The organism is Micromonospora lacuserhaii (assembly GCF_036902735.1).
Taxonomy (GTDB): domain Bacteria; phylum Actinomycetota; class Actinomycetes; order Mycobacteriales; family Micromonosporaceae; genus Micromonospora.
Genome location: NZ_JBAKHO010000004.1, coordinates 20848 through 39659 on the forward strand (window position 1 = coordinate 20848; position 18812 = coordinate 39659).

Annotated in this window: 22 protein-coding genes; 9 read left to right on the forward strand and 13 right to left on the reverse strand. The window is 74.8% G+C overall.

What is annotated here, in order from left to right:
- Nucleotides 1-45 precede the first annotated feature (45 nt).
- Both V6U81_RS03760 and V6U81_RS03765 read left to right on the forward strand, forming a co-directional pair.
- A complete protein-coding gene (locus V6U81_RS03760; RefSeq protein WP_334484379.1) occupies nt 46-585 on the forward strand; it encodes an RNA polymerase sigma factor in 540 nt (179 codons plus the stop codon).
- Entirely contained in the window at nt 578-1135 is a 558-nt protein-coding gene (locus V6U81_RS03765; RefSeq protein WP_334484381.1) for a hypothetical protein, read from the forward strand. Before V6U81_RS03760 ends, V6U81_RS03765 begins: the two co-directional genes overlap by 8 nt.
- Here V6U81_RS03765 and V6U81_RS03770 read toward each other — a convergent pair.
- The gene (locus V6U81_RS03770) at nt 1132-2550 is read right to left on the reverse strand and encodes a serine/threonine-protein kinase (RefSeq protein ID WP_334484383.1); all 1419 of its coding nucleotides are present in this window, start codon (nt 2548-2550) and stop codon (nt 1132-1134) included. The two genes, V6U81_RS03765 and V6U81_RS03770, sit on opposite strands and share 4 nt — an antisense overlap.
- Before the next feature lie 174 nt (nt 2551-2724).
- On the opposite strand from V6U81_RS03770, the gene V6U81_RS03775 reads away from it, so the two are divergent.
- From V6U81_RS03775 to V6U81_RS03785, 3 genes are all read left to right on the forward strand, one after another.
- Nucleotides 2725-3381, forward strand: a complete 657-nt coding sequence (locus V6U81_RS03775; RefSeq protein WP_334484385.1) for a hypothetical protein — start codon at nt 2725-2727, stop codon at nt 3379-3381.
- A 137-nt stretch (nt 3382-3518) separates the two neighbouring features.
- Nucleotides 3519-3860: a PadR family transcriptional regulator gene (locus V6U81_RS03780; RefSeq protein WP_334484387.1), complete on the forward strand. Its 342-nt coding sequence runs from the start codon at nt 3519-3521 to the stop codon at nt 3858-3860.
- Entirely contained in the window at nt 3857-4804 is a 948-nt protein-coding gene (locus tag V6U81_RS03785; protein WP_334484389.1) for a permease prefix domain 1-containing protein, read from the forward strand. The genes V6U81_RS03780 and V6U81_RS03785 overlap by 4 nt, the downstream gene beginning before the upstream one ends.
- Nucleotides 4805-4853: 49 nt before the next feature.
- Here V6U81_RS03785 and V6U81_RS03790 read toward each other — a convergent pair whose 3' ends face one another.
- Complete coding sequence (locus V6U81_RS03790) at nt 4854-5414, reverse strand: GNAT family N-acetyltransferase (RefSeq protein WP_334484391.1); 561 nt, start codon at nt 5412-5414, stop codon at nt 4854-4856.
- A 31-nt stretch (nt 5415-5445) separates the two neighbouring features.
- The gene (locus tag V6U81_RS03795; protein ID WP_334484394.1) at nt 5446-6126 is read right to left on the reverse strand and encodes a TetR/AcrR family transcriptional regulator; all 681 of its coding nucleotides are present in this window, start codon (nt 6124-6126) and stop codon (nt 5446-5448) included.
- Nucleotides 6127-6602: 476 nt separating this feature from the next.
- Here V6U81_RS03795 and V6U81_RS03800 point away from each other — a divergent pair, with 476 nt between their 5' ends.
- Nucleotides 6603-6887, forward strand: a complete 285-nt coding sequence (locus tag V6U81_RS03800) for a hypothetical protein (RefSeq protein ID WP_334484396.1) — start codon at nt 6603-6605, stop codon at nt 6885-6887.
- Nucleotides 6888-6968: 81 nt separating this feature from the next.
- On the opposite strand, the gene V6U81_RS03805 is transcribed toward V6U81_RS03800, so the two are convergent.
- The 7 genes from V6U81_RS03805 to pgsA all read right to left on the reverse strand — a co-directional run bounded on the left by V6U81_RS03805 (nt 6969) and on the right by pgsA (nt 12879).
- Nucleotides 6969-7721 (reverse strand): YebC/PmpR family DNA-binding transcriptional regulator, encoded by a 753-nt coding sequence (locus V6U81_RS03805; protein WP_334484398.1) that lies wholly within the window; start codon nt 7719-7721, stop codon nt 6969-6971.
- Nucleotides 7722-7938: 217 nt separating this feature from the next.
- On the reverse strand, nt 7939-8541 hold the full coding sequence (gene pdxT / locus V6U81_RS03810; RefSeq protein ID WP_334484400.1) for a pyridoxal 5'-phosphate synthase glutaminase subunit PdxT: 603 nt from the start codon (nt 8539-8541) through the stop codon (nt 7939-7941).
- A 2-nt stretch (nt 8542-8543) separates the two neighbouring features.
- A complete protein-coding gene (gene pdxS / locus V6U81_RS03815) occupies nt 8544-9461 on the reverse strand; it encodes a pyridoxal 5'-phosphate synthase lyase subunit PdxS (protein ID WP_334484402.1) in 918 nt (305 codons plus the stop codon).
- A gap of 185 nt (nt 9462-9646) precedes the next feature.
- On the reverse strand, nt 9647-10150 hold the full coding sequence (locus V6U81_RS03820; protein ID WP_334484404.1) for a hypothetical protein: 504 nt from the start codon (nt 10148-10150) through the stop codon (nt 9647-9649).
- Nucleotides 10151-10158: 8 nt separating this feature from the next.
- Nucleotides 10159-11328: a glycosyltransferase family 4 protein gene (locus tag V6U81_RS03825; protein ID WP_334484407.1), complete on the reverse strand. Its 1170-nt coding sequence runs from the start codon at nt 11326-11328 to the stop codon at nt 10159-10161.
- 16 nt (nt 11329-11344) lie between these two features.
- On the reverse strand, nt 11345-12262 hold the full coding sequence (locus V6U81_RS03830) for a phosphatidylinositol mannoside acyltransferase (protein ID WP_334484409.1): 918 nt from the start codon (nt 12260-12262) through the stop codon (nt 11345-11347).
- Nucleotides 12259-12879 (reverse strand): phosphatidylinositol phosphate synthase, encoded by a 621-nt coding sequence (gene pgsA / locus V6U81_RS03835; protein ID WP_334484411.1) that lies wholly within the window; start codon nt 12877-12879, stop codon nt 12259-12261. Before pgsA ends, V6U81_RS03830 begins: the two co-directional genes overlap by 4 nt.
- A 253-nt stretch (nt 12880-13132) precedes the next feature.
- Between pgsA and V6U81_RS03840 the strand changes: the two genes are divergently transcribed.
- The gene (locus V6U81_RS03840) at nt 13133-15295 is read left to right on the forward strand and encodes an elongation factor G-like protein EF-G2 (protein ID WP_334484413.1); all 2163 of its coding nucleotides are present in this window, start codon (nt 13133-13135) and stop codon (nt 15293-15295) included.
- A 4-nt stretch (nt 15296-15299) separates the two neighbouring features.
- On the opposite strand, the gene V6U81_RS03845 is transcribed toward V6U81_RS03840, so the two are convergent.
- Entirely contained in the window at nt 15300-16358 is a 1059-nt protein-coding gene (locus V6U81_RS03845) for an aldo/keto reductase (RefSeq protein WP_334484415.1), read from the reverse strand.
- 67 nt (nt 16359-16425) lie between these two features.
- Between V6U81_RS03845 and V6U81_RS03850 the strand changes: the two genes are divergently transcribed.
- Nucleotides 16426-16926, forward strand: a complete 501-nt coding sequence (locus V6U81_RS03850; protein WP_334484417.1) for a hypothetical protein — start codon at nt 16426-16428, stop codon at nt 16924-16926.
- A gap of 10 nt (nt 16927-16936) precedes the next feature.
- Here V6U81_RS03850 and V6U81_RS03855 read toward each other — a convergent pair whose 3' ends face one another.
- Nucleotides 16937-17569 (reverse strand): CG0192-related protein, encoded by a 633-nt coding sequence (locus tag V6U81_RS03855; RefSeq protein ID WP_334484419.1) that lies wholly within the window; start codon nt 17567-17569, stop codon nt 16937-16939.
- 102 nt (nt 17570-17671) lie between these two features.
- On the opposite strand from V6U81_RS03855, the gene V6U81_RS03860 reads away from it, so the two are divergent.
- Nucleotides 17672-18202 carry a hypothetical protein gene (locus V6U81_RS03860; RefSeq protein WP_334484421.1) on the forward strand — a complete coding sequence of 177 codons (531 nt, stop codon included), beginning with the start codon at nt 17672-17674 and terminating at the stop codon, nt 18200-18202.
- Between the two features lie 37 nt (nt 18203-18239).
- Here the strand turns inward: V6U81_RS03860 and V6U81_RS03865 are convergent, their stop codons facing one another.
- The gene (locus V6U81_RS03865; protein WP_420883963.1) at nt 18240-18797 is read right to left on the reverse strand and encodes an HIT family protein; all 558 of its coding nucleotides are present in this window, start codon (nt 18795-18797) and stop codon (nt 18240-18242) included.
- Nucleotides 18798-18812 lie beyond the last annotated feature (15 nt).

An 18812-nucleotide genomic window follows, 5' to 3' on the forward strand; every position in this document is an offset into this window, starting at 1 on the left:
GCCGTAGCCTGGACGGCACGGAACACCGGCTGACAGGGAGCGCTGATGCTCCTCGCTGACGACATCGACGGCCTGGCCAGTGCGGCCGCGCGCGGTGACGCGGGCGCGGTCGACGCGCTGCTGGCGGCGGTACGCCCCGAGGTGCTGCGGCTCTGCGCCCGCCTGCTGCCGCACCGGGAGGACGCCGAGGAGGCGTGCCAGGACGCGCTGCTGGCGCTGGCCCGGGGAATCACCCGGTTCGAGGGACGGTCCTCGTTCCACACCTGGCTGTACCGGCTCACCGCCAACCGGGCCCGCTCGACGTACCGGGCGCTGCGCCGGCGCTGGCTGGTCGAGGCCGACGGCGTGCCGCTGCCCGACCGGCCCGACCCCCGGCGCACCAGCGTGGTCGCCGGCACCCGGCTCGACCTGCTCGACGCGCTGGACGCGGTGCGCCCCGAACTCGCCGAGGCGCTGACCCTGCGCGACGTGCTCGGGCTGAACTACCGCGAGATCGGGGCCCTGCTCGACGTGCCGGAGGGGACCGTGAAGTCCCGCGTCCACCTGGCCCGCCGACAGGTCCGGCAGCGGCTGTCCGATGGGTGAGCCGGGGCGCCGGCGGCGGGGCCTGCTGGTCCTCCTGGCCGGGCTCGCGCCGGTGGCGGCCTGCGGCCAGGCCTCGGTCGCCCCGCTGCCGGTGCAACCGGCCACCGCCGCGGCCACCGGGTCGACCACCGCCGCGCCGGTCACGTCCATCGGACCCGGCCCGACCACCACGACCACCCCGGTCGCGCCGACCACGCGCGCGGTGGTGCCCCGACCGGCCGTGCCGGCCCCGCCCGCACCGAGCAGGAGCCGGGGTGCGCCCACACCCTCGCCCAGCCCGCGACCGAGCGCCTGCCTCGGCCCGGTCCGCTACGACCTGGTCCTCGCCGAGACCGAACTGGCGCTGTTCACGTCCCTCTGCCTGTCCGCCGGCGGGGTGCTGCGCATCCAGGGCATCGGGCCGGGCGAGGTCACCGTGGACCGGGAGGACCTGGTCTCGCGCACCTACGAGGCGGGCGTGGTGGACATCCGCTTCGTCCGCGCCGGCACGGTCCGGGTGACCATCCCGCAGGACGGTACGGCGCACACGGTCACGGTGGTGGTGGTCTAGCCCGGGCGCACCCGCACCCCGGCCAGCAGCGCGTCGACGAATTCCGTCCCGCTGCCCGCCGGCGGGGCGAGCTGCACGTACAGCAGGCCGGCCCGGCCGGCGGCGAGGCCGGCGGCCTCGACCAGCACCGGCCGCCCCGCCGGGCAGGCGTACCGGGCCACCACCCAGTCGATCCCCGCCTGCCGGGTCCGCCGCAGCGGCGCGGCCGCGCAACCCGCGTGCGGGCGCTCGGCGACGAAGCCCTCCGGGGTGGTCCGCCGGGCGATGCTGGTGGAGAGGCCGACGAAGGCGCCCGGCACGTCCGGGTCGGCCGCCCACCGGTCGGGGTCGACCGAGACGACGAGCGCGGGCTCCAGTTGCCCGTCGTCGCCGTACTGCCCGGCCCAGCCGGCGCCGGCGGCCCGCCAGCCCACCGGGAGGGCGACGCTGACCGGCCCGCTCGTCGCGCGGGTGGCGTCGGGGCGGGGCGGGCCCGCGTCTCCGGCCGCCATGCCCAGCATGGCCAGCGCGAGGGCACCCGCCCCGACGAGGCCGAACTGGTGGGCCGGCCCCCGCGCGGTGCGGGGCGGCGGGGCCGCGGGTCGCCGGCCCCGGAGCTGCCGACGCACACCGGGACGGCCGACGACCTCTTGGGGGCCGGTCGGTGCGGTGGCGTGGCGCAGCGCCGCCCGGAAGGCGCCGGCGTCCGGGTAGCGGTCGGCCGGGCGGTGCGCGGTGGCCCGGCGCAGCACCGCCGTCACCGCCGCCGGTACGCCGTCCTCCCACCGCCGCGCCGGGCCGGGGCCGCCGTCCGGTTCGCCGAGCAGCCGGAGCCCGAGCCGCCCCAGCCCGAACACGTCGCTGCGGGTGTCCACCACGGCCAGCGGATCGTCCTGTTCGGGGGCCATGTAGCCGGGCGTGCCGGCGCGGGCGGTCAGCCCGGACGCGGCGGCGAGGGCCTTGGCCAGGCCGAGGTCGGCGATGAGCACCCGCTCGCCGCCCGGGCCGGCGGCGAAGAGGACGTTGCCGGGGGTGAGGTCGCGGTGCACCACCCGGTGCCGGTGCAGGACCGCGACCCCGGCGGCGATCTGGTCGAGCAGGTCCAGGGCGTCCGCCACCGGCAGGGGGCCGGCGGCCAGCCGGTCCCGCAGGCTGCCGCCCTCGGCCCAGGCAAGCACCGCGTACGGGCGGCCGTCGGGCAGTTCGCCGACGGCGTGCACCCGGGTCAGCCGGGGATGGTCGAGCCGTCGCAGCAGCCGCGCCTCGTCCAGGAACCGCTCCCGGACCCGCAGGTCGTGGCTCCAGTTGTCGGCCAGCACCTTGATCGCCACCCGCGAGTCGAGGACCGGGTCGTGGCCGAGCCAGACGGTCGCGAAGGATCCCGCCCCGAGCAGCCGCTCGATCCGGTAGGACCCGATCCACGCCGGTGTGCTCATCGCCCCACCCCCGTCGGCAGTCCCCTTGCGACGGTAACCGGCGGGGCGGGCCGGCGGGGACCGCGGTGACCGGCGTCCGGCCGACGGCGGGCGCGCGGGTCGGAAACCCGACGAACCGATGCGGCCGTCGCGGAGACCAACAGGACGTCAGACCCACACCGAAGGAGTTCCGTCATGAACCGTCTCCCGTCCACCGTCCTCACCGGGGCGCTGGCCCTGGCCGCCGTCCTGCTGCCGGCCGTCACGTCCGGCCCGGCCGCGGCCGGCAGCCGGGCTTCCACCGGCGTCGGCGTCCGCGTAGCCGCCGAGGGGCCGGCCGGCATCGCCGCCGCGCCGCTGCCGCGGACCGACCTCCGCCGTCTCGCCGGGGCGGGCGACCGCGCCGGCCGGCTCGACCTGCTCAGCGTCCGGGGCGCCGGACCGTTCCGGATCGGCGCGAGCCTGGCCCGGCTCTCGGCGGCGGGGCTGATCGACTGGACGGTCACCGGCTGCGACGGCGTGGTCAGCGCCGGGGTCACCGGCGACTGGGCGGGCGTGGTCCTGCTCGCCTTCCGCGACGGGCGGCTGGTCGAGGTCGGTACCGCCACCGCTCCGCCCCGTTCGCCGGCCGGGGCGAGCGTCGGCATGTCCTTCGCTCAACTGGAGGAGATCTACGGGCCGCGCGGCGCCATGATCAGCAACGACGCCGGTGACGCCTCGGCGTACCTGGTGCGGATCGGCGAGCGGGTCGAGCTGTACACCGGGCACCCGATCCGCCCCGGGGTCGGCTACTTCCAGGTCGGACGGGCGGACTTCGTCGAGCGGGCCTTCCGGGAGGGCCGGTCCTGCTGACGGGCCCCGACGGGGCGTCGGCGGAGAAGCCGTCCGGCCGGACACACCGGTGGCCGAGGCCACCGGTGTGTCCGGCCGGTGGGCCGTGTCGCCGCAGAGAACCACAATAGTGTGTGCCACACACTATCGTGTGAGGCATGGTTAGCGAGGAGATCCTGCGGACCCACCTCCAGGAGTTGCGGCGCGGCACCGTCGTGGTCGCCAGCCTGGTCGCGCTGCGCCGTCCCGATTACGGCTACGCGCTGCTGCAACGACTCGCCGGGCACGGCTTCGGCGTGGACGCCAACACCCTCTATCCGCTGCTCCGGCGGCTGGAGGAGCAGGGGCTGCTGACCAGCGAGTGGAACACCGAGGAGAGCCGGCCGCGCAAGTTCTACCGGACCAGCGCCGACGGCGAGACGGTGCTGGGGCGGCTCCTCGCCGAACTCGCCGCCGTGCAGGTCTCCGTCACCGGGCTGATCGAAGGAGTGGACCGATGAACAGCATGACCGACCGCTACCTCGCCGCCACCCTGCGGGCGGCGCCGGCGCCCCGCCGCGCCGAGATCGCCACCGAACTGCGCGCCGCCATCGAGGACATGATCGAGGACCGGACCGGCGCCGGGCAGGACCCGGCCACCGCCGAGCGGGCCGTCCTCACCGAGCTGGGCCACCCGGAGCGGCTCGCCGCCCGCTACGCCGACCGCCGGCTCCAGCTGATCGGCCCGGCGTACTACCTGGTCTGGCAGCGGGTGCTGCGCGGGCTGCTCACCGTCGTACCCGCGCTGGTCGGCGTCGTGGTCGGGGTGCTCAAGGCGACGGTCGGCGACCAGCCGGGCGCGGCGATCGGCGCGGGGATCGCGGCCGCCTTCCAGACCGGCGTGCAGATCGCCTTCTGGGTGACGGTGAGCTTCGCCGTGCTGGAACGGACCAACGCCGCGCCGGACCTGCCCGAGTGGACCGTCGACCAGCTGCCGGAGGGGCCCGCCGAGCGGGACGTCACCTTGACCGACGCCTGCGCGTCGATCGCCCTGGTGCTGCTGTTGCTCGCCTTCCTGCCCTGGCAGCACTTCCAGTCCTGGGTCGCCGACACCGACGGCCGCCGGGTCCCGATCCTCGACCCGGCGCTCTGGCGGTCGTGGCTGCCGGTCCTCGTCGTGCTCCTCGTGGCCACCCTGGCGCTGGAGGTCGCGAAGTACCGCACCGGGCGGTGGACCTGGCGGCTGGTGGCGGTCAACGCCGCGCTGGACCTGGCCTTCGCCGCCGCGGTGAGCTGGCTGCTGCTCACCGACCGGCTGCTCAACCCCGACCTGGTCGCGCGCGTCGACTGGCTGCGCGAGGGCGGGGTAGGCACCGTCGCCCGGACGGCAGTGGTGGTGGTCGCCGCCATCACCGTCTGGGACCTGATGGAGAGCGTCGTCAAGGCCCGCCGGCACCGCCCCTGACGCGGTGTCCCGACCCGGCGCACTTCAGGGCGCCGGGCCGGCGGCCGGTTCAGCCCTCGGCCCGCCACTCCCGCGCCAGCAGCGCGTAGACCAGCTCGTCGGTCCACTCCCCCTTGACGAACTCGTTCTCCCGCAGGTGCGCCTCGCGCCGCATACCGAGCCGCTCCAGCACCCGCGCCGAGGCGGTGTTGCGGGCGTCCAGCCGACCGACGATCCGGTACAGGCCGAGTGAGTCGAAGCCGAGGCGCAGCATCGCCCGCGCCGCCTCGGTGGCGTACCCGTGGCCGGCGTGGTCGGGGTGCAGCACGTACCCGATCTCGCCCTGCCGGTGCGCCGCGCTCGTCCAGATCAGCAGCACGTCGCCGATCACCGCGCCGGTCTCCCGGAGCACCATGGCCAGGTTCAACACGTCACCCTCGGCGCGCAGCGCCACCCGGGCGCGCTTGCGGGCCAGCGCCCGTCGGCTCTCGGCCTCGTCGTTCGGTGCGAAGCAGAGGTAGCGGGTGACATCCGGGCGGGACTGGTAGCCGTGCAGGGCGTCGAGATCGTCGGCGGTGAAGAGCCGCAGGTCGAGGCGGTCGGTGCGGACCGGCAGGTCGGGGACGAGCATGCCGGCAGGGTACGGGGAACGAGATGGCCGGTCAGCCCAGTTTCGCCGCGATGCCGTCGAGGACGATCTCCAACCCCGCGTCGAACGCCTCGGCCGCGTCGAGCTGCCGGCCCTCGAAGAAGAGCCGGGCCAGCGTCGGGTGCCGGCCGTCGCCGACCGCCCGGGCGAGGTAGGCCAGCTGCGCGGGCGTCGGCACGTGCGCGTCCTGCCCGGGCGGCACCCGCAGCAACTCCAGGTGAAGCTGGCCGACGACGTAGCCGAGGAAGGCGTGCGCGGCGTGCATCAGCGTCTCCAGGGGCAGGCCCGGCCGGTCCAGGGCGGCGTACAACCCTTCCGAGTACGCCAGCCCGTGCGGCCCGTACGGCTGGCGGCTGCCGAGCAGCGGGACGAACCAGGGGTGGCGGCGGGCGACGGCGACCGTGGCGGCGGCGAAGGCGCGCAGCCGGGCCCGCCAGTCGCCGACGTCCGGCCCGGGCAGGGCGATCTCGCCGCAGACCGCGTCGGCGACCAGGTCGAGCAGGTCGTCGTGGGAGCCCAGGTGCCGGTAGAGCCGCATCGGCGGCACCCCGAGCCGGGCCGCGACCCCGCGCAGGGTCAGCGCGCCGAGGCCGCCCGCGTCGGCCACCTCGCAGGCGGCGGCGACGATCGCCGGGCGGTCCAGTGGGGGCCGGTGTCGACGGGCCGGCTCCGGGCGTTCCCAGACGACGCTCATGGCGCTAGAGTCTATCCGCAGCGATACGGTGTATCGATAAGGAGGAGCCATGCGGGTCCGCGGCGTCGTCTACGACACCGGGGTCGAGCTGCTGCCGGGCCGGCACTCCCGCCCCGGATTCGACCCGGACCAGGTCACCCGGGACCTGCGGGTCATCGCGACCGAGCTGGGCGCTACCGCCGTACGGCTGATCGGCCAGGACCCCGACCGGCTCCGGCCGGCGGCGCGGGCCGCCGCCGAGGCGGGCCTGGCGGTCTGGCTCTCCCCCGGCCTGCCGGACGCCGCCCCGGGCGCCGCCCTGGCCCACCTGGCCCGTTGCGCGGACGACGCCGAACGACTGCGGGTCGACGGCGCCGAGGTGGTGCTGGTCGCCGGCTGGGAGGCCACCCTGTTCCTGCGCGACAGCGTGGCCGGGGACCGAACTGGGCTGCACCACCTTCGCCGGTGCCGCCGAGCGCGGCGCGACCGCCTGGACCGTGGTCGACCGCGACACCGACCCGCCCCGGCTGCGCCAGCCGGTGGTCCGGGACGAGCGGGCCCAGGCCGACGAGGTGGGCGCCCTGCTCGACCGGGCCGATCGGGCCGGCGTCGAGGGCGCCTTCGTCTTCACGTACGCGGCGTTCAGTTACCCCCACCGGGCCGACGATCCGGAGCACGACCTGGACACCGCCGGCTACGGCCTGGTGGCGGTGCTGCCGGACGGCACGCTGCGGCGCAAGGCGGCCTTCGACGCGGTCGCCCGCCGCTTCGCCGCCGGCTGACCAGACCCGTCCAGGCCCGCCCGGCACGGGGCGGGGCGGGCCTGGACGCTCATCGTGACCGGCGGGCGGGATCGGCCGGCATCAGGCGTCGACGGCGGCCATCACGTCGTCGGAGACGTCGAAGTTCGCGTAGACGTTCTGCACGTCGTCGCAGTCCTCCAGGACGTCGATCAGCTTGAAGATCTTGCGAGCGCCCTCCTCGTCCAGCGGCACGTTCACGCTGGGGATGAGGGCGGACTCGGCCGACTCGTACTCGATGCCGGCGTCCTGCAGGGCGGTGCGGACCGGGATCAGGTCGGTCGGCTCGGAGACCACCTCGTACGCCTCGCCGAGGTCGTTGACCTCCTCGGCGCCCGCGTCGAGGACCGCCATCATCACGTCGTCCTCGGTCGTGCCGCCCTTGGGGACGATCACCACCCCCTTGCGGGAGAACATGTACGACACCGAGCCGGCGTCGGCGAGCGAGCCGCCGTTGCGGGTCAGCGCGGTACGCACCTCGGTGGCGGCGCGGTTGCGGTTGTCGGTGAGGCACTCGATCAGCATCGCCACGCCGTTCGGGCCGTAACCCTCGTACATGATGGTCTGCCAGTCGGCGCCGCCGGCCTCCAGGCCGGAACCGCGCTTGACCGCGCGGTCGATGTTGTCGTTCGGCACCGAGTTCTTCTTGGCCTTCTGGATGGCGTCGAAGAGGGTCGGGTTGCCGGCCGGGTCTCCGCCGCCGGTGCGGGCCGCGACCTCGACGTTCTTGATCAGCTTGGCGAACATCTTGCCGCGCTTGGCGTCGATGACGGCCTTCTTGTGCTTGGTGGTCGCCCACTTTGAGTGGCCGGACATCTCATACCTCCGTCTGTTGACCCACGCCTGCGTCGACTGTCCGCGCCAGCTCCACCGCCGGGACCGGCGGGCGGTCGGGTGGAGGGCTGCGACGGGCGGTGCGCCCAGCCGAACCGCGGCAATCCTACCGAGGTCGGGTGGTGCGGTGTCACATGCGCACCGGTCCGGGCGTGGGCCGGGCCCCCGACCAAAGCGGAAGGGGGCCCGGTCGTCCGGCTCAGGCCGCGCGCACCAGCTCCACGAAGAAGCGGTGCAGCCGCAGGTCACCGGTGAGTTCCGGGTGGAACGAGGTGGCCACCAGGTTGCCCTGCCGGACCGCCACGATCCGCTGGGCGGCCGGGCCCTCGGTGACCCGGCCGAGCACCTCGACGCCGTCGCCGACCCACTCGACCCACGGCGCCCGGATGAACACCGCGTGGAACGGCTCGCCCTCGACCCCGGTGATCTCCACCGGCGCCTCGAAGGAGTCGACCTGTCGGCCGAACGCGTTGCGCCGCACCGTCATCTCGATGCCGGCGAAGCCGCGCTGGTCGGGCCGGCCGTCCAGCACCTCGGTGGCCAGCATGATCATGCCGGCGCAGGAGCCGTAGACCGGCATCCCGCCGGCGATCCGCTTGTCGATCGGCTCGCGCATCTCGAAGATGTCGGCGAGCTTGCTGATGGTGGTGGACTCGCCCCCGGGGATGACCAGTCCGTCGACCGCGTCCAGCTCGGCCGGCCGGCGTACCGGGCGGGCGTCCGCGCCGGCGCCGGTCAGGGCCGCGACGTGCTCGCGGACGTCACCCTGGAGGGCGAGCACACCGATGGTGGGCCCGCCCACCGTCACCAGCCCCGCTCGGCCAGCCGGTGCGGCTGCGGGATCTCGTCGACGTTGATGCCGACCATCGCCTCGCCGAGGCCGCGGGAGACCTTGGCCAGCACGTCCGGGTCGTCGTGGAAGGTGGTGGCCTTGACGATCGCGGCGGCGCGCTGGGCCGGGTTGCCCGACTTGAAGATGCCCGAGCCGACGAAGACGCCCTCGGCGCCGAGCTGCATCATCATCGCGGCGTCGGCCGGGGTGGCGATGCCACCGGCGGTGAAGAGCACCACCGGGAGCTTGCCGGTCTCGGCGATCTCCTTGACCAGCTCGTACGGCGCCTGGAGCTCCTTGGCGGCGACGAACAGCTCGTCGGAGGGCAGCGACTGGAGCCGGCGGATCTCCTGCCGGATCCTGCGCATGTGGGTGGTGGCGTTGGAGACGTCACCGGTGCCGGCCTCGCCCTTGGAGCGGATCATGGCGGCGCCCTCGGTGATCCGGCGCAGCGCCTCGCCCAGGTTGGTCGCACCGCAGACGAAGGGGACGGTGTACGCCCACTTGTCGATGTGGTTGGCGTAGTCGGCCGGGGTCAGCACCTCGGACTCGTCGATGTAGTCGACACCGAGCGACTGGAGGATCTGCGCCTCGACGAAGTGGCCGATCCGGACCTTGGCCATCACCGGGATGGAGACGGCCGCGACGATCCCGTCGATCATGTCGGGGTCGCTCATCCGGGACACGCCGCCCTGGGCGCGGATGTCGGCGGGGACCCGCTCGAGCGCCATCACGGCGACGGCGCCGGCGTCCTCGGCGATCTTGGCCTGCTCGGCGTTGACCACGTCCATGATCACGCCGCCCTTGAGCATCTCGGCCATGCCGCGCTTCACGCGGGCGGTGCCGACGACGGGCGTGCCGTTGGCGTTCGGGGAGGTGGTTTCGGGCACGGGTTATCGCTCCTCGGACGTGCTCAGGGGGTGGCTTACGACTGATGCTACGACGGGGTCAACGCCACTCCCACAGCCAATCAGACCCACGGTGGCCTGCACTGTGGCCGCCATCACCGCGCGGAGACCCCGCGGCAATACGGGACATTCCACCCAGTCGGTCGGTGACCGGGCCGATGCGGCGCTCAGCCGGCCGGGACGTCCGCCGGCGTCGCCAGCGTGGGGTCGTCGATGTCGAAGTAGCGGGGCCAGTCGTGCCGGCGCCCCATCCGGAACAGCCGCACCACCGGCCGGCTGCGCGCCGTCCGGGCGTCGCGGACCAGGTCGGTGTGCACCTGCCGGGCGAGCGCGAGCCGGCGGCTGGCCGCGATCACCGACTCGCAGGCCGGGTCGGCCGGGTCCAGCCGGACCGAACGCAACTGCCGGGTGAGGTCGTTCTCGGCGGCCTCCCGCTCCTCCGGCACGGCGTCCAGGGCGATCCGCGCCGCCGCGTACAGCTCCACGCCGTAGCGCCGCTCGGCCAGCACCGCGGCGGCCGCCGCGCGGCGCAGCAGGTGCGCGTCCAGCGCCCGGGCCGCCGACTCCGCCCGGGCCTGCAGCCGTTCCACCCGGCCGGCCGTCCAGATCAGGTACGCCACGACCAGGCCGACGACGACCGCCGCGACCACCACCCACCACATGTGCGGCATCGTAGTGGTCACACCGTCCCGCCCAGCCCCGCCCATTCCTGGTCCATGACCCGACCGTCGGTGGCCTCGATGGCCGCCGCGTACACCTCCACGACCCGGCGGGCCACCACCGGCCAGTCGTAGTGGGCCACCACCTGGTCGCCGCAGGCGGTCAGCGCGGCCCGGCCCGCCGGATCGTCCAGCAGCTCGGCCAGCGCGGCCCGCAGCCCCACCGGGTCGCCGGTCGGGAAGAGCCGGCCGGCCCGACCCCCGTCGAGGACCCGGCGGAACGCGTCCAGATCGCTGGCGACGACCGTGGTGCCCGCCGCCAGCGCCTCGGTGAGGATCATCCCGAAGGACTCCCCGCCGGTGTTCGGCGCCACGTAGAGGTGCACGCTGCGCAGCATCCGCGCCTTGTCCGGCTCGGAGACCATGCCGAGGAAGGTCACCCTGTCCCGCAGCTCGGCCGGGAACCGCCCGAACAGGTCGTCCGGGTCACCCGGGCCGGCCACCAGCAGGCGCAGGCCGGGCCGGTGCGGGGCGAGCGCCACGAAGGCGTCCCGCAGGATCGGGAAGCCCTTGCGGGCCTCGGTGAACCGGCCGAGGAACCCCAGCGTGCCGCCGGTGCCCGGGCCGCACTCCCCCGGCCAGCCGGGCAACGGCTCGACGCCGGCGAACTTCGCCACCGCCACCCCGTTGGGGATCTCCACCGCGCCGCCGTCCATGTGCTCGACCTGCACCTTGCGGGCGAGCGCGCTGACCGCGATCCGGGCGGTGATCCGCTCCAGCAGGATCTGCAGCACGCCCTGCGCCGCGGCGAGCACCCGGGAGCGGGTCATCGCGGTGTGGAAGGTGGCCACCACCGGGCCGCGGGCGCAGAGCACCGCGAGCATCGACAGGCTGGGGGTCAACGGCTCGTGCACGTGCAGCACGTCGAAGTCGCCCCGGGTGATCCAGCGCCGCACCCGGGCGGTGGAGACCGGCCCGAACGCGATCCGGGCCACCGACCCGTTGTATGGCAGCGGCACCGCCCGCCCCGCCGACACCACGTACGGCGGCAGCGTCGAGTCCTCGTCCGCCGGGGCGAACACGCTCACCTCGTGACCGAGCCCGAGCAGCGCCTCGGCCAGGTCCATGACGTGGTTCTGCACCCCGCCGGGGACGTCGAAGGAGTACGGGCACACGATGCCGATCCGCACGTAGGCGCCCTTCCCGTCAGGCCGTACCGGTGGCGGGGGCGGCGACCCGCTCGTCGCGCCACATCCGCTGCAACATGTGCCAGTCTTCCGGATGCCGCGCGATGCCCGCCGCCAGACCGTCGGCAATCCGCTGGGTCAGCACCCGGACCCGGGCGTCCAGCGGTGCCGAGTCCGGATCGGGCAGCGGGATCGGGCCCTCGAGCGAGGCGCACGCGGTGTCCGGTTCGTACCACAGCGAGGCGATGTAGAGCGGCGCGCCGGTCCGGATCGCGAGCAGCGCCGGGCCGGCGGGCATCCGGGTCCGGCCGCCGAAGAAGTCGACCTCGATGCCGCGCGCGGAGAGGTCCCGATCCGCCAGCAGCGGCACCACCGCGCCCGCCCGCAGCCGGTCCACCAGCACGTCGAAGGCGGGCCGCGGGCCGCCGTGGGTGGGCAGGATCTCCATGCCCAGGCCCTGGCGGAAGGCGAGGAAGCGCTCGTAGAGCGCCTCCGGCTTGAGCCGCTCGGCGACCGTGGTGATCGGCCAGCCGGTGGCCGCCACCCAGGCGCCCGCGGCGTCCCAGTTGCCGGCGTGCGGGAGCGCGACCACCGCGCCCCGACCGGCGGCCACGTCGCCGGCGAGCATGTCCACCCCGGCCGGGTCCAGCCGGAAGCCGGCGAGGATCTGCGCCCGGTTCAGCGCGGGCAGCCGGAACGCCTCCATCCAGTACCGGGCGTACGAGCGCAAGCCCTGCTTGACCAGGGCGTCCAGGTCGGCCTCGGGCAGCTCGGGGCCGACCACCCGACGCAGGTTGACGCGCAGTCGGGCCGTACCCCCGCCGTTGCGCCGGGCGGCGCGGTCGGCGCCCGCCCGGAAGGCCGCCGCCACGACGGGCCGGGGCAACGCCCGGACCAGGCGCCAGCCGGCGACGTAGCCGAGTTCGGTGAGATTCACTCCCGGCCGACCAGCTGGGCCTGCCGGTACACGTGGGCCATCCGCTGCCCGACCGTGAAGATCGACACGGCGGCGAGCGCCCAGAGCGCGATCTCCAGGGCCAGCGGGACGCCGAGGCCGGTGAGCACACCGCCCACCCCGACGATCAGCAGCCGCTCCGTGCGCTCGGCGATGCCCACGTTGCAGGTCATCCCCAGCCCCTCGGCCCGGGCCTTCACGTAGGAGACCAGCCCGCCGGCGGCCAGGCAGATCAGCGCGGCCGCCGTTCCGGCATGGTCACCCTGGGTGGCCAGCCAGTACGCGACCGCGCCGAAGACGGCGCTGTCGGCGACGCGGTCCATGCTCGAGTCGAGGAAGGCCCCGAACCGGGTGGAGCCGCCGCTCATCCGGGCCATCGTCCCGTCGAGCAGATCGGTGAGGGCGAACACCGTGACGATCACGGCGCCGGCGACCAGATGGCCGCGAGCGCCGAAACCGAAGGCGCCGGCGAGCACGCCGACGGTGCCGGTCACGGTGACCGCGTTGGGGGACACACCCGCGCGGAGCAGTCCGCGCGCGACCGGCTCCACGACGCGGGTCATCCCCGCGCGGGCCGTCACTTGGAAGATCTTCGCCATGGCGGTCCCACGATAACGGCCGGCGGCGTCCGGCGATACGGCCGGTCGTCCGACCCGCCCGTCGGAGGCTTGTGTCGGGTCGATGACGGGTGTGAGATCGGGTGTGGGGGGTGAGCCAGCTCACCGACCCGCCCGTTGACCGTTCGTCGTCCAGCAGACCACCGGAGGATATCGCCGCGGCACCCGCTCGGGCCCGCTTCCCCGTCGCGCGCGGCGGTCGCCACCCACCACCGGCTGAGGGAGGTGCGCCGCGATGGCGCAGAAGAACACGGAGAAGGGGACCACCGGCACCGCACCGGTGGTGACCGAGCCCGACAGGGTTCGCAACGTGGTGCTCGTCGGGCACTCCGGGGCCGGCAAGACGACCCTGGTCGAGGCCCTGCTGGCCGCCAGCGGCACGATCGGCCGGGCCGGCACGGTCGCCGACGGCACCACGGTCTGCGACCACGACCCCGCGGCGGTACGCCAGCAGCGCTCGGTGAGCCTGGCCTGCGCCCCGCTGCTGCACCGCGCCGTCAAGGTCAACCTCCTGGACACCCCCGGCTACGGCGACTTCGTCGGCGAGCTGCGGGCCGGCCTGCGGGCCGCCGACGCGGCGCTCTTCGTCGTCTCGGCCGTCGACGGGATGGACGCCGCCACCGCCGCCCTCTGGGAGGAGTGCGCCGCCGTCGACATGCCGCGCGCCGTCGCGGTGAGCCGGCTGGACCACCCGCGCGCCGACTTCGACGAGGCGGTGGCGCTCTGTCAGCGGGTCTTCGGCGACAACGTGCTCCCGCTCTACCTGCCGATGCTCGGCGACGACGGCGTGTCGGTGGCCGGGCTGATGGGGCTGATCACCCGGCGGGTCTTCGACTACTCCGCCGGCCTGCCCGCCGTGGTCCGGGAACCGGACCCGGAGCACCTGCCGGCCATCCTGGAGGCCCGCGACGAGCTGATCGAGGGGATCATCGCCGAGAGCGAGGACGAGACCCTGATGGACCGCTACCTCGGTGGCGAGGAGATCGACACCGAGGTGCTCATCACCGACCTGGAGAAGGCGGTCGCCCGAGGGCACTTCTACCCGGTGGTGCCGGTCTGCGCGGAGACCGGCGTCGGCCTGGACGCCCTGCTCGACGGGCTGGTCTCGGCCTTCCCGTCGCCGCTGGAGCACGACCTGCCGGAGATCACCGGGGTGGACGGCTCACCCCGACCGCCGTTGAGCTGCGACCCGGACGGCCCGCTGGTCGCCGAGGTGGTCAAGACCACCGTCGACCGGCACGTCGGGCGGGTCTCCCTGGTCCGGGTCTTCTCCGGCACGCTCCGTCCCGACCTGGTGGTGCACGTGTCCGGGCACGGCATGGCCGAACGCGGGCACCCCGACCATGACGCCGACGAGCGGGTCGGGCACATCTACACCCCGCTCGGCGCGACCCTGCGCGAGGTGACCGCCTGCGTCGCCGGTGACATCTGTGCGATCACCAAGTCGGGCACCGCGGAGACCGGCGACACCATCTCCACCAAGGATGAGCCACTGCTCATCGCGCCGTGGGAGATGCCCGAGCCGCTGCTGCCCGTGGCGGTCGTGGCGAAGAGCCGGGCCGACGAGGACGCCCTGGCCCGCAACCTGGCCCGGCTGGTCGCCGGCGACCCCACCCTGCGGCTGGAGCGCAACCCGGAGACCCACCAGCTCGTGCTCTGGTGCATGGGCGAGGCGCACGCCGACGTCGTCCTCGACCGGCTGCGCGCGGGCGGCGTCGAGCTGGACACCGAGCCGGTCCGGGTGCCGCTGCGCGAGACGCTGACCACCGCGGCCCGGGGTCACGGCCGGCACGTCAAGCAGTCCGGCGGCCACGGCCAGTACGCCGTCTGCGACATCGAGGTGGAGCCGCTGCCCCGCGGCGCCGGCTTCGAGTTCGTCGACAAGGTGGTCGGCGGGGCCGTGCCGCACAACTACATCCCGTCGGTGGAGAAGGGCGTCCGGGCGCAGATGGAACGCGGCCTGGTCGCCGGGCACCCGGTGGTGGACCTGCGGGTCACCCTGGTCGACGGCAAGGCGCACAGCGTCGACTCCTCCGACGCGGCGTTCCAGACCGCCGGGTCCCTCGCCCTGCGCGACGCGGCGGAGAAGGCCCAGCCGGCGCTGCTGGAGCCGGTGGACGAGGTCACCATCCGGGTGCCCGACACCTCGGTCGGCGCGGTGATGGGCGACCTGTCCGGCCGCCGCGGCCGGGTGCTCGGCACCGAGCCCGACCCGGACGCCGAGGCTCGCACCGTGGTCCGGGCCGAGGTCCCCGCCACCGAACTGCTCCGCTACGCCGTCGAGCTGCGCTCGATGACGGCCGGCACCGGCACCTTCCGCCGCCGGTTCGTCCGGCACGACCCCATGCCCACCCACCTCGCCGACCAGGCCCGCAAGGAACACCCGAACCAGGGCTGACGGGTCAGGGGCGCGCGGCGGGCACCGGGGGCATCGGCCAGTAGGGGCGGTCGGCGTCCCGCAGGGCCGCCGTGCGCAGGGCGGCCAGCCGGCGTTCGACCTCGGCGAAGTGGTCGGGCGCCAGCGGGCCCAGGTGCAGTGCGGCGGCGTTCTCCTCGACCTGGGCGACGGTACGGCAGCCGGGAATCGGCACCGTGCGCCCGCTGCGCGCCCAGATCCAGCCCAGCGCGCCCTGGGTCAGGGTCCGGCCGTCGGCGGTCAGCGCGCCCCGCACGGCGGCCACCCGGCGCAGCCACTCCGGCGCCGGCCGGCCGCCCCGGAACCACTCCAGCCAGGTCGGGGCGACGCCGCGCACGTCGTCGCGGGGCAACGTCGACGCGGTCGTGTACTTGCCGGTGAGCAGCCCCATCCCGAGCGGACTTCGGTTGACGCTGGCCAGGTCGTGCTTCTCGCAGGCCTCCAGCATCGCCGGGGCGTCCCGCAGCACCGACAGGGTGTGCTGCACGGCGGTCGCGTGCGGCGCCGACTGGGCGAAGGCGCCGGCCCGGTCGGCCCGGTCGGTGCTCCAGCCGTACGCCCGGACCAGCCCGTCGGCGACCAGCTCCTCCAGGGTGTCGACCAGCGCCTCCACCCGTGGCAGCGGCAGGTCGCCCAGGTGCAGCTGGTAGAGGTCGATCCGGTCGGTGTCCAGCCGGCGCAGCGAGTCGGTGACCGCCCGGCGCAGGTACGCCGGCGAGGTGTCCTCGCCGGTGGCCTGGCGGGACCGCTCGTCGAAGGTGTAGCCCCACTTGGTGGCGATCACGGCGTCGTCCCGCCGGCCGGCGAGCGCCCGGCCGAGCACCCGCTCGCCGTGCCCGGCGCCGTACGTGTCGGCGGTGTCGAAGAGGGTCACGCCCAGGTCGAGCGCCCGACGGACGGCGCGGACCGACTCCTCGTCGTCCACCGCCCCCCACCCCAGCGGGCGGACGCCCTCGGCCCAGGGGCCACCGATCGCCCAGCAGCCCATGCCGAGGGCGCTGACCTCGATGCCGCTGCGACCCAACGTCCGTGTGGTTCCTGCCATCGCCGCATCGTGCCACCTCGAGCGCGCTGGAGGGCAAGAACGTGGCTCATCGTGCATGATCGACCACATGCGACGGCTGGGCGTGGACGTCGGCGGCGTGATCATCACCGCCACCGACATGGATGACGACACCTCGTTCTTCGGTCCGCACTACCTGCGTACGCCGCCGGTGGAGGGGGTGTTCGACGCGCTGGCCATGCTGAGTCCCATCTTCGACGCGGCGTACGTGGTGAGTACGTGCGAGCAGCCCACCGAGCGGCGGACCCGGGAGTGGCTGGCCCACCACGACTTCCACGCCCGCACCGGGATCGGCCCGGAGCGGCTGCACTTCTGCCGGACCCGACCGGAGAAGGCGCCGATCGCGGCGCGGCTGGGGCTGACCCACTTCGTCGACGACCGGCTGGAGGTGCTCGGCTACCTCGACTCGGTGCCGCAGCGCTACCTGTTCCGGCCCGAGCCGGACGAGGTCGCGGCGCACCGGACGCAGCTGGCCGGCGTGCACCGGGTGGAGAGCTGGCCGGAGCTGGTGGCGCGGCTGACGGCGGAGGGCGCCGACGGGCCGCGGTGACCGGCGGCGGTCAGCGCCGGGTGGCGTACGCCAGCGGGACCGGGGTCGGCTGCCCCTCCCAGGTGCCGGTCAGCGCGACGCCGGTCGACGGGGCGGCGCCGTCCAGGCGGCGGAACACCGCCAGCTCGACGGTGTCGGTGACGATCAGCGCCGGGTCGGCGTCGACCACCCGGCGGGGCGTACCCACCTCGGGCAGGCCGGCGCCGTCGGTGCCGCTGCTGTCGATGGCCATGCTCGGGGCACGCCGCTCCCGGACCCCGTCGACCTCGAAGTACTCCTCCGCCTGGCCCGTCCCGGCGAGGATCGCGGCGGCCAGGGCGGCGGCGTAGACCGGGTCGCCGCAGGCGTCGTAGACCCAGCGGCGGCCGAGCGCCGAGTGTTCGGTGGTGCCCACCAGCCAGCCGTCGGCGCCGGCCAGCGGCGCGTCCCGGTAGGTCAGCGGGACCTGGTGTACCGGCCCGTCACCGGCCCGGACCAGCATCGTCTCGATGCCGACCTTTCCGGCCGGATCGTCGAACCGGTAGCCGGCGACCCGCTCCACGTCGACGCCGGCCGGCCCCTGGTACCAGCGGCGGCTCGGCAGCCACTCCGCCAGCAGTTCGAGCTTGGTGGGGCGCAGCGTGGCGCGGTGCAGCAGGGCCATGCTCAAGATCATAGACGCGGCGTCCGGTCGACCGCCGCCCCGCGGCGCGGGCGGGTGGTTTGGCGACCCGGCCGGGGAGGCACTACAGCGGCCGGAGGCGGGATGAGCGTCACGGCGGATCAGATCGAGCGGGCGACCGAGGTACGACCGGCGCCCCGCTGGGTGGCGCCCACCTTCGCGGCGCTGGCGCTGCTCACCCTGCCCTGGATCGGCTACCTCGCGCTGACCCTGCCCCGGCACGCGGTGGCGGTGCACTACCGGGCCGCCTGGGTGGGCTTCGACCTGGGCCTGGTGGCGATGCTGGCGCTGACCGCCCTCTTCGCCTTCCGGGGCCACCGGCAGGTGGTGGTCGCCGCGAGCGGCACCGCCACCATGCTGCTGGTGGACGCCTGGTTCGACGTCACCACCACCCCGGCCGGTCCGGACCTGATGCTGTCGGTGCTGCTGGCCGCGCTGGTCGAGCTGCCGCTGGCCGCGGTCTGCCTCTGGATCGCCCGGCACGGCGACCGGATGGTGCAGCGCCGGCTGCGTCAGCTCGCCGTGCGGGCCCGGCTGGCCGTCGACCGGGCCGAGGCCGCGGAACGGACCGCCGCCGCCACCCGCCGGCGGCTGACCCGCCTCCGGGGCCGCTGAGCCCGGCCCGCCTGAGGGGCCGCTGATCCGGCCCGGCTCAGGCCGGCCAGGCCTTGGCGAGCAGCTCACGGGTGTCGGCGAGCAACTGCGGCAGCACCTTCGTCCGGCCGATCACCGGCATGAAGTTCGCATCGCCGCCCCAGCGTGGCACCACGTGCTGGTGCAGGTGGGCGGCGATGCCGGCGCCGGCCACCCCGCCCTGGTTCATGCCGAGGTTGAACCCGTGCGCACTGCTGACGTGCCGGACCACCCGCATCGCGGTCTGGGTGTAGACGCCCAGCTCGATCGTCTCCGCCGGATCCAGCTCGGTGTAGTCGGCCACGTGCCGGTACGGGCAGACCAGCAGGTGACCCGGGTTGTACGGGTAGAGGTTCAACACCACGAAGACGTGCTCGCCCCGGGCCACCACCAGGCTCTCCTCCGCGGCGAGCCCGGGCGCCAGGCAGAACGGGCAGCCGGTGGGTTTCTCGTAGCCGCCCTCGGGCCGGTCGTCGCCGGAGATGTACGTCATCCGGTGTGGCGTCCAGAGCCGGTCGAGCCCGTCCGCCAAGCCGCTGTCCGTGCCGTCGTGGAAGTGCCGCTCCGCCCCAGTCACATCGCCGATCCTACG

Bases quoted from the DNA above. Each gene is read 5' to 3' on its own strand.
- V6U81_RS03860 (WP_334484421.1), top strand. From the start codon at position 17,672: ATGAGCGTCACGGCGGATCAGATCGAGCGGGCGACCGAGGTACGACCG.
- V6U81_RS03855 (WP_334484419.1), bottom strand. From the start codon at position 17,569: ATGGCCCTGCTGCACCGCGCCACGCTGCGCCCCACCAAGCTCGAACTG.
- V6U81_RS03820 (WP_334484404.1), bottom strand. From the start codon at position 10,150: ATGCCGCACATGTGGTGGGTGGTGGTCGCGGCGGTCGTCGTCGGCCTG.
- pgsA (WP_334484411.1), bottom strand. From the start codon at position 12,879: ATGGCGAAGATCTTCCAAGTGACGGCCCGCGCGGGGATGACCCGCGTC.
- V6U81_RS03795 (WP_334484394.1), bottom strand. From the start codon at position 6,126: ATGAGCGTCGTCTGGGAACGCCCGGAGCCGGCCCGTCGACACCGGCCC.
- V6U81_RS03770 (WP_334484383.1), bottom strand. From the start codon at position 2,550: ATGAGCACACCGGCGTGGATCGGGTCCTACCGGATCGAGCGGCTGCTC.
- V6U81_RS03805 (WP_334484398.1), bottom strand. From the start codon at position 7,721: ATGTCCGGCCACTCAAAGTGGGCGACCACCAAGCACAAGAAGGCCGTC.
- V6U81_RS03785 (WP_334484389.1), top strand. From the start codon at position 3,857: ATGAACAGCATGACCGACCGCTACCTCGCCGCCACCCTGCGGGCGGCG.
- V6U81_RS03790 (WP_334484391.1), bottom strand. From the start codon at position 5,414: ATGCTCGTCCCCGACCTGCCGGTCCGCACCGACCGCCTCGACCTGCGG.
- V6U81_RS03845 (WP_334484415.1), bottom strand. From the start codon at position 16,358: ATGGCAGGAACCACACGGACGTTGGGTCGCAGCGGCATCGAGGTCAGC.
- V6U81_RS03840 (WP_334484413.1), top strand. From the start codon at position 13,133: ATGGCGCAGAAGAACACGGAGAAGGGGACCACCGGCACCGCACCGGTG.
- V6U81_RS03765 (WP_334484381.1), top strand. From the start codon at position 578: ATGGGTGAGCCGGGGCGCCGGCGGCGGGGCCTGCTGGTCCTCCTGGCC.
- V6U81_RS03760 (WP_334484379.1), top strand. From the start codon at position 46: ATGCTCCTCGCTGACGACATCGACGGCCTGGCCAGTGCGGCCGCGCGC.
- V6U81_RS03775 (WP_334484385.1), top strand. From the start codon at position 2,725: ATGAACCGTCTCCCGTCCACCGTCCTCACCGGGGCGCTGGCCCTGGCC.
- V6U81_RS03780 (WP_334484387.1), top strand. From the start codon at position 3,519: ATGGTTAGCGAGGAGATCCTGCGGACCCACCTCCAGGAGTTGCGGCGC.
- V6U81_RS03850 (WP_334484417.1), top strand. From the start codon at position 16,426: ATGCGACGGCTGGGCGTGGACGTCGGCGGCGTGATCATCACCGCCACC.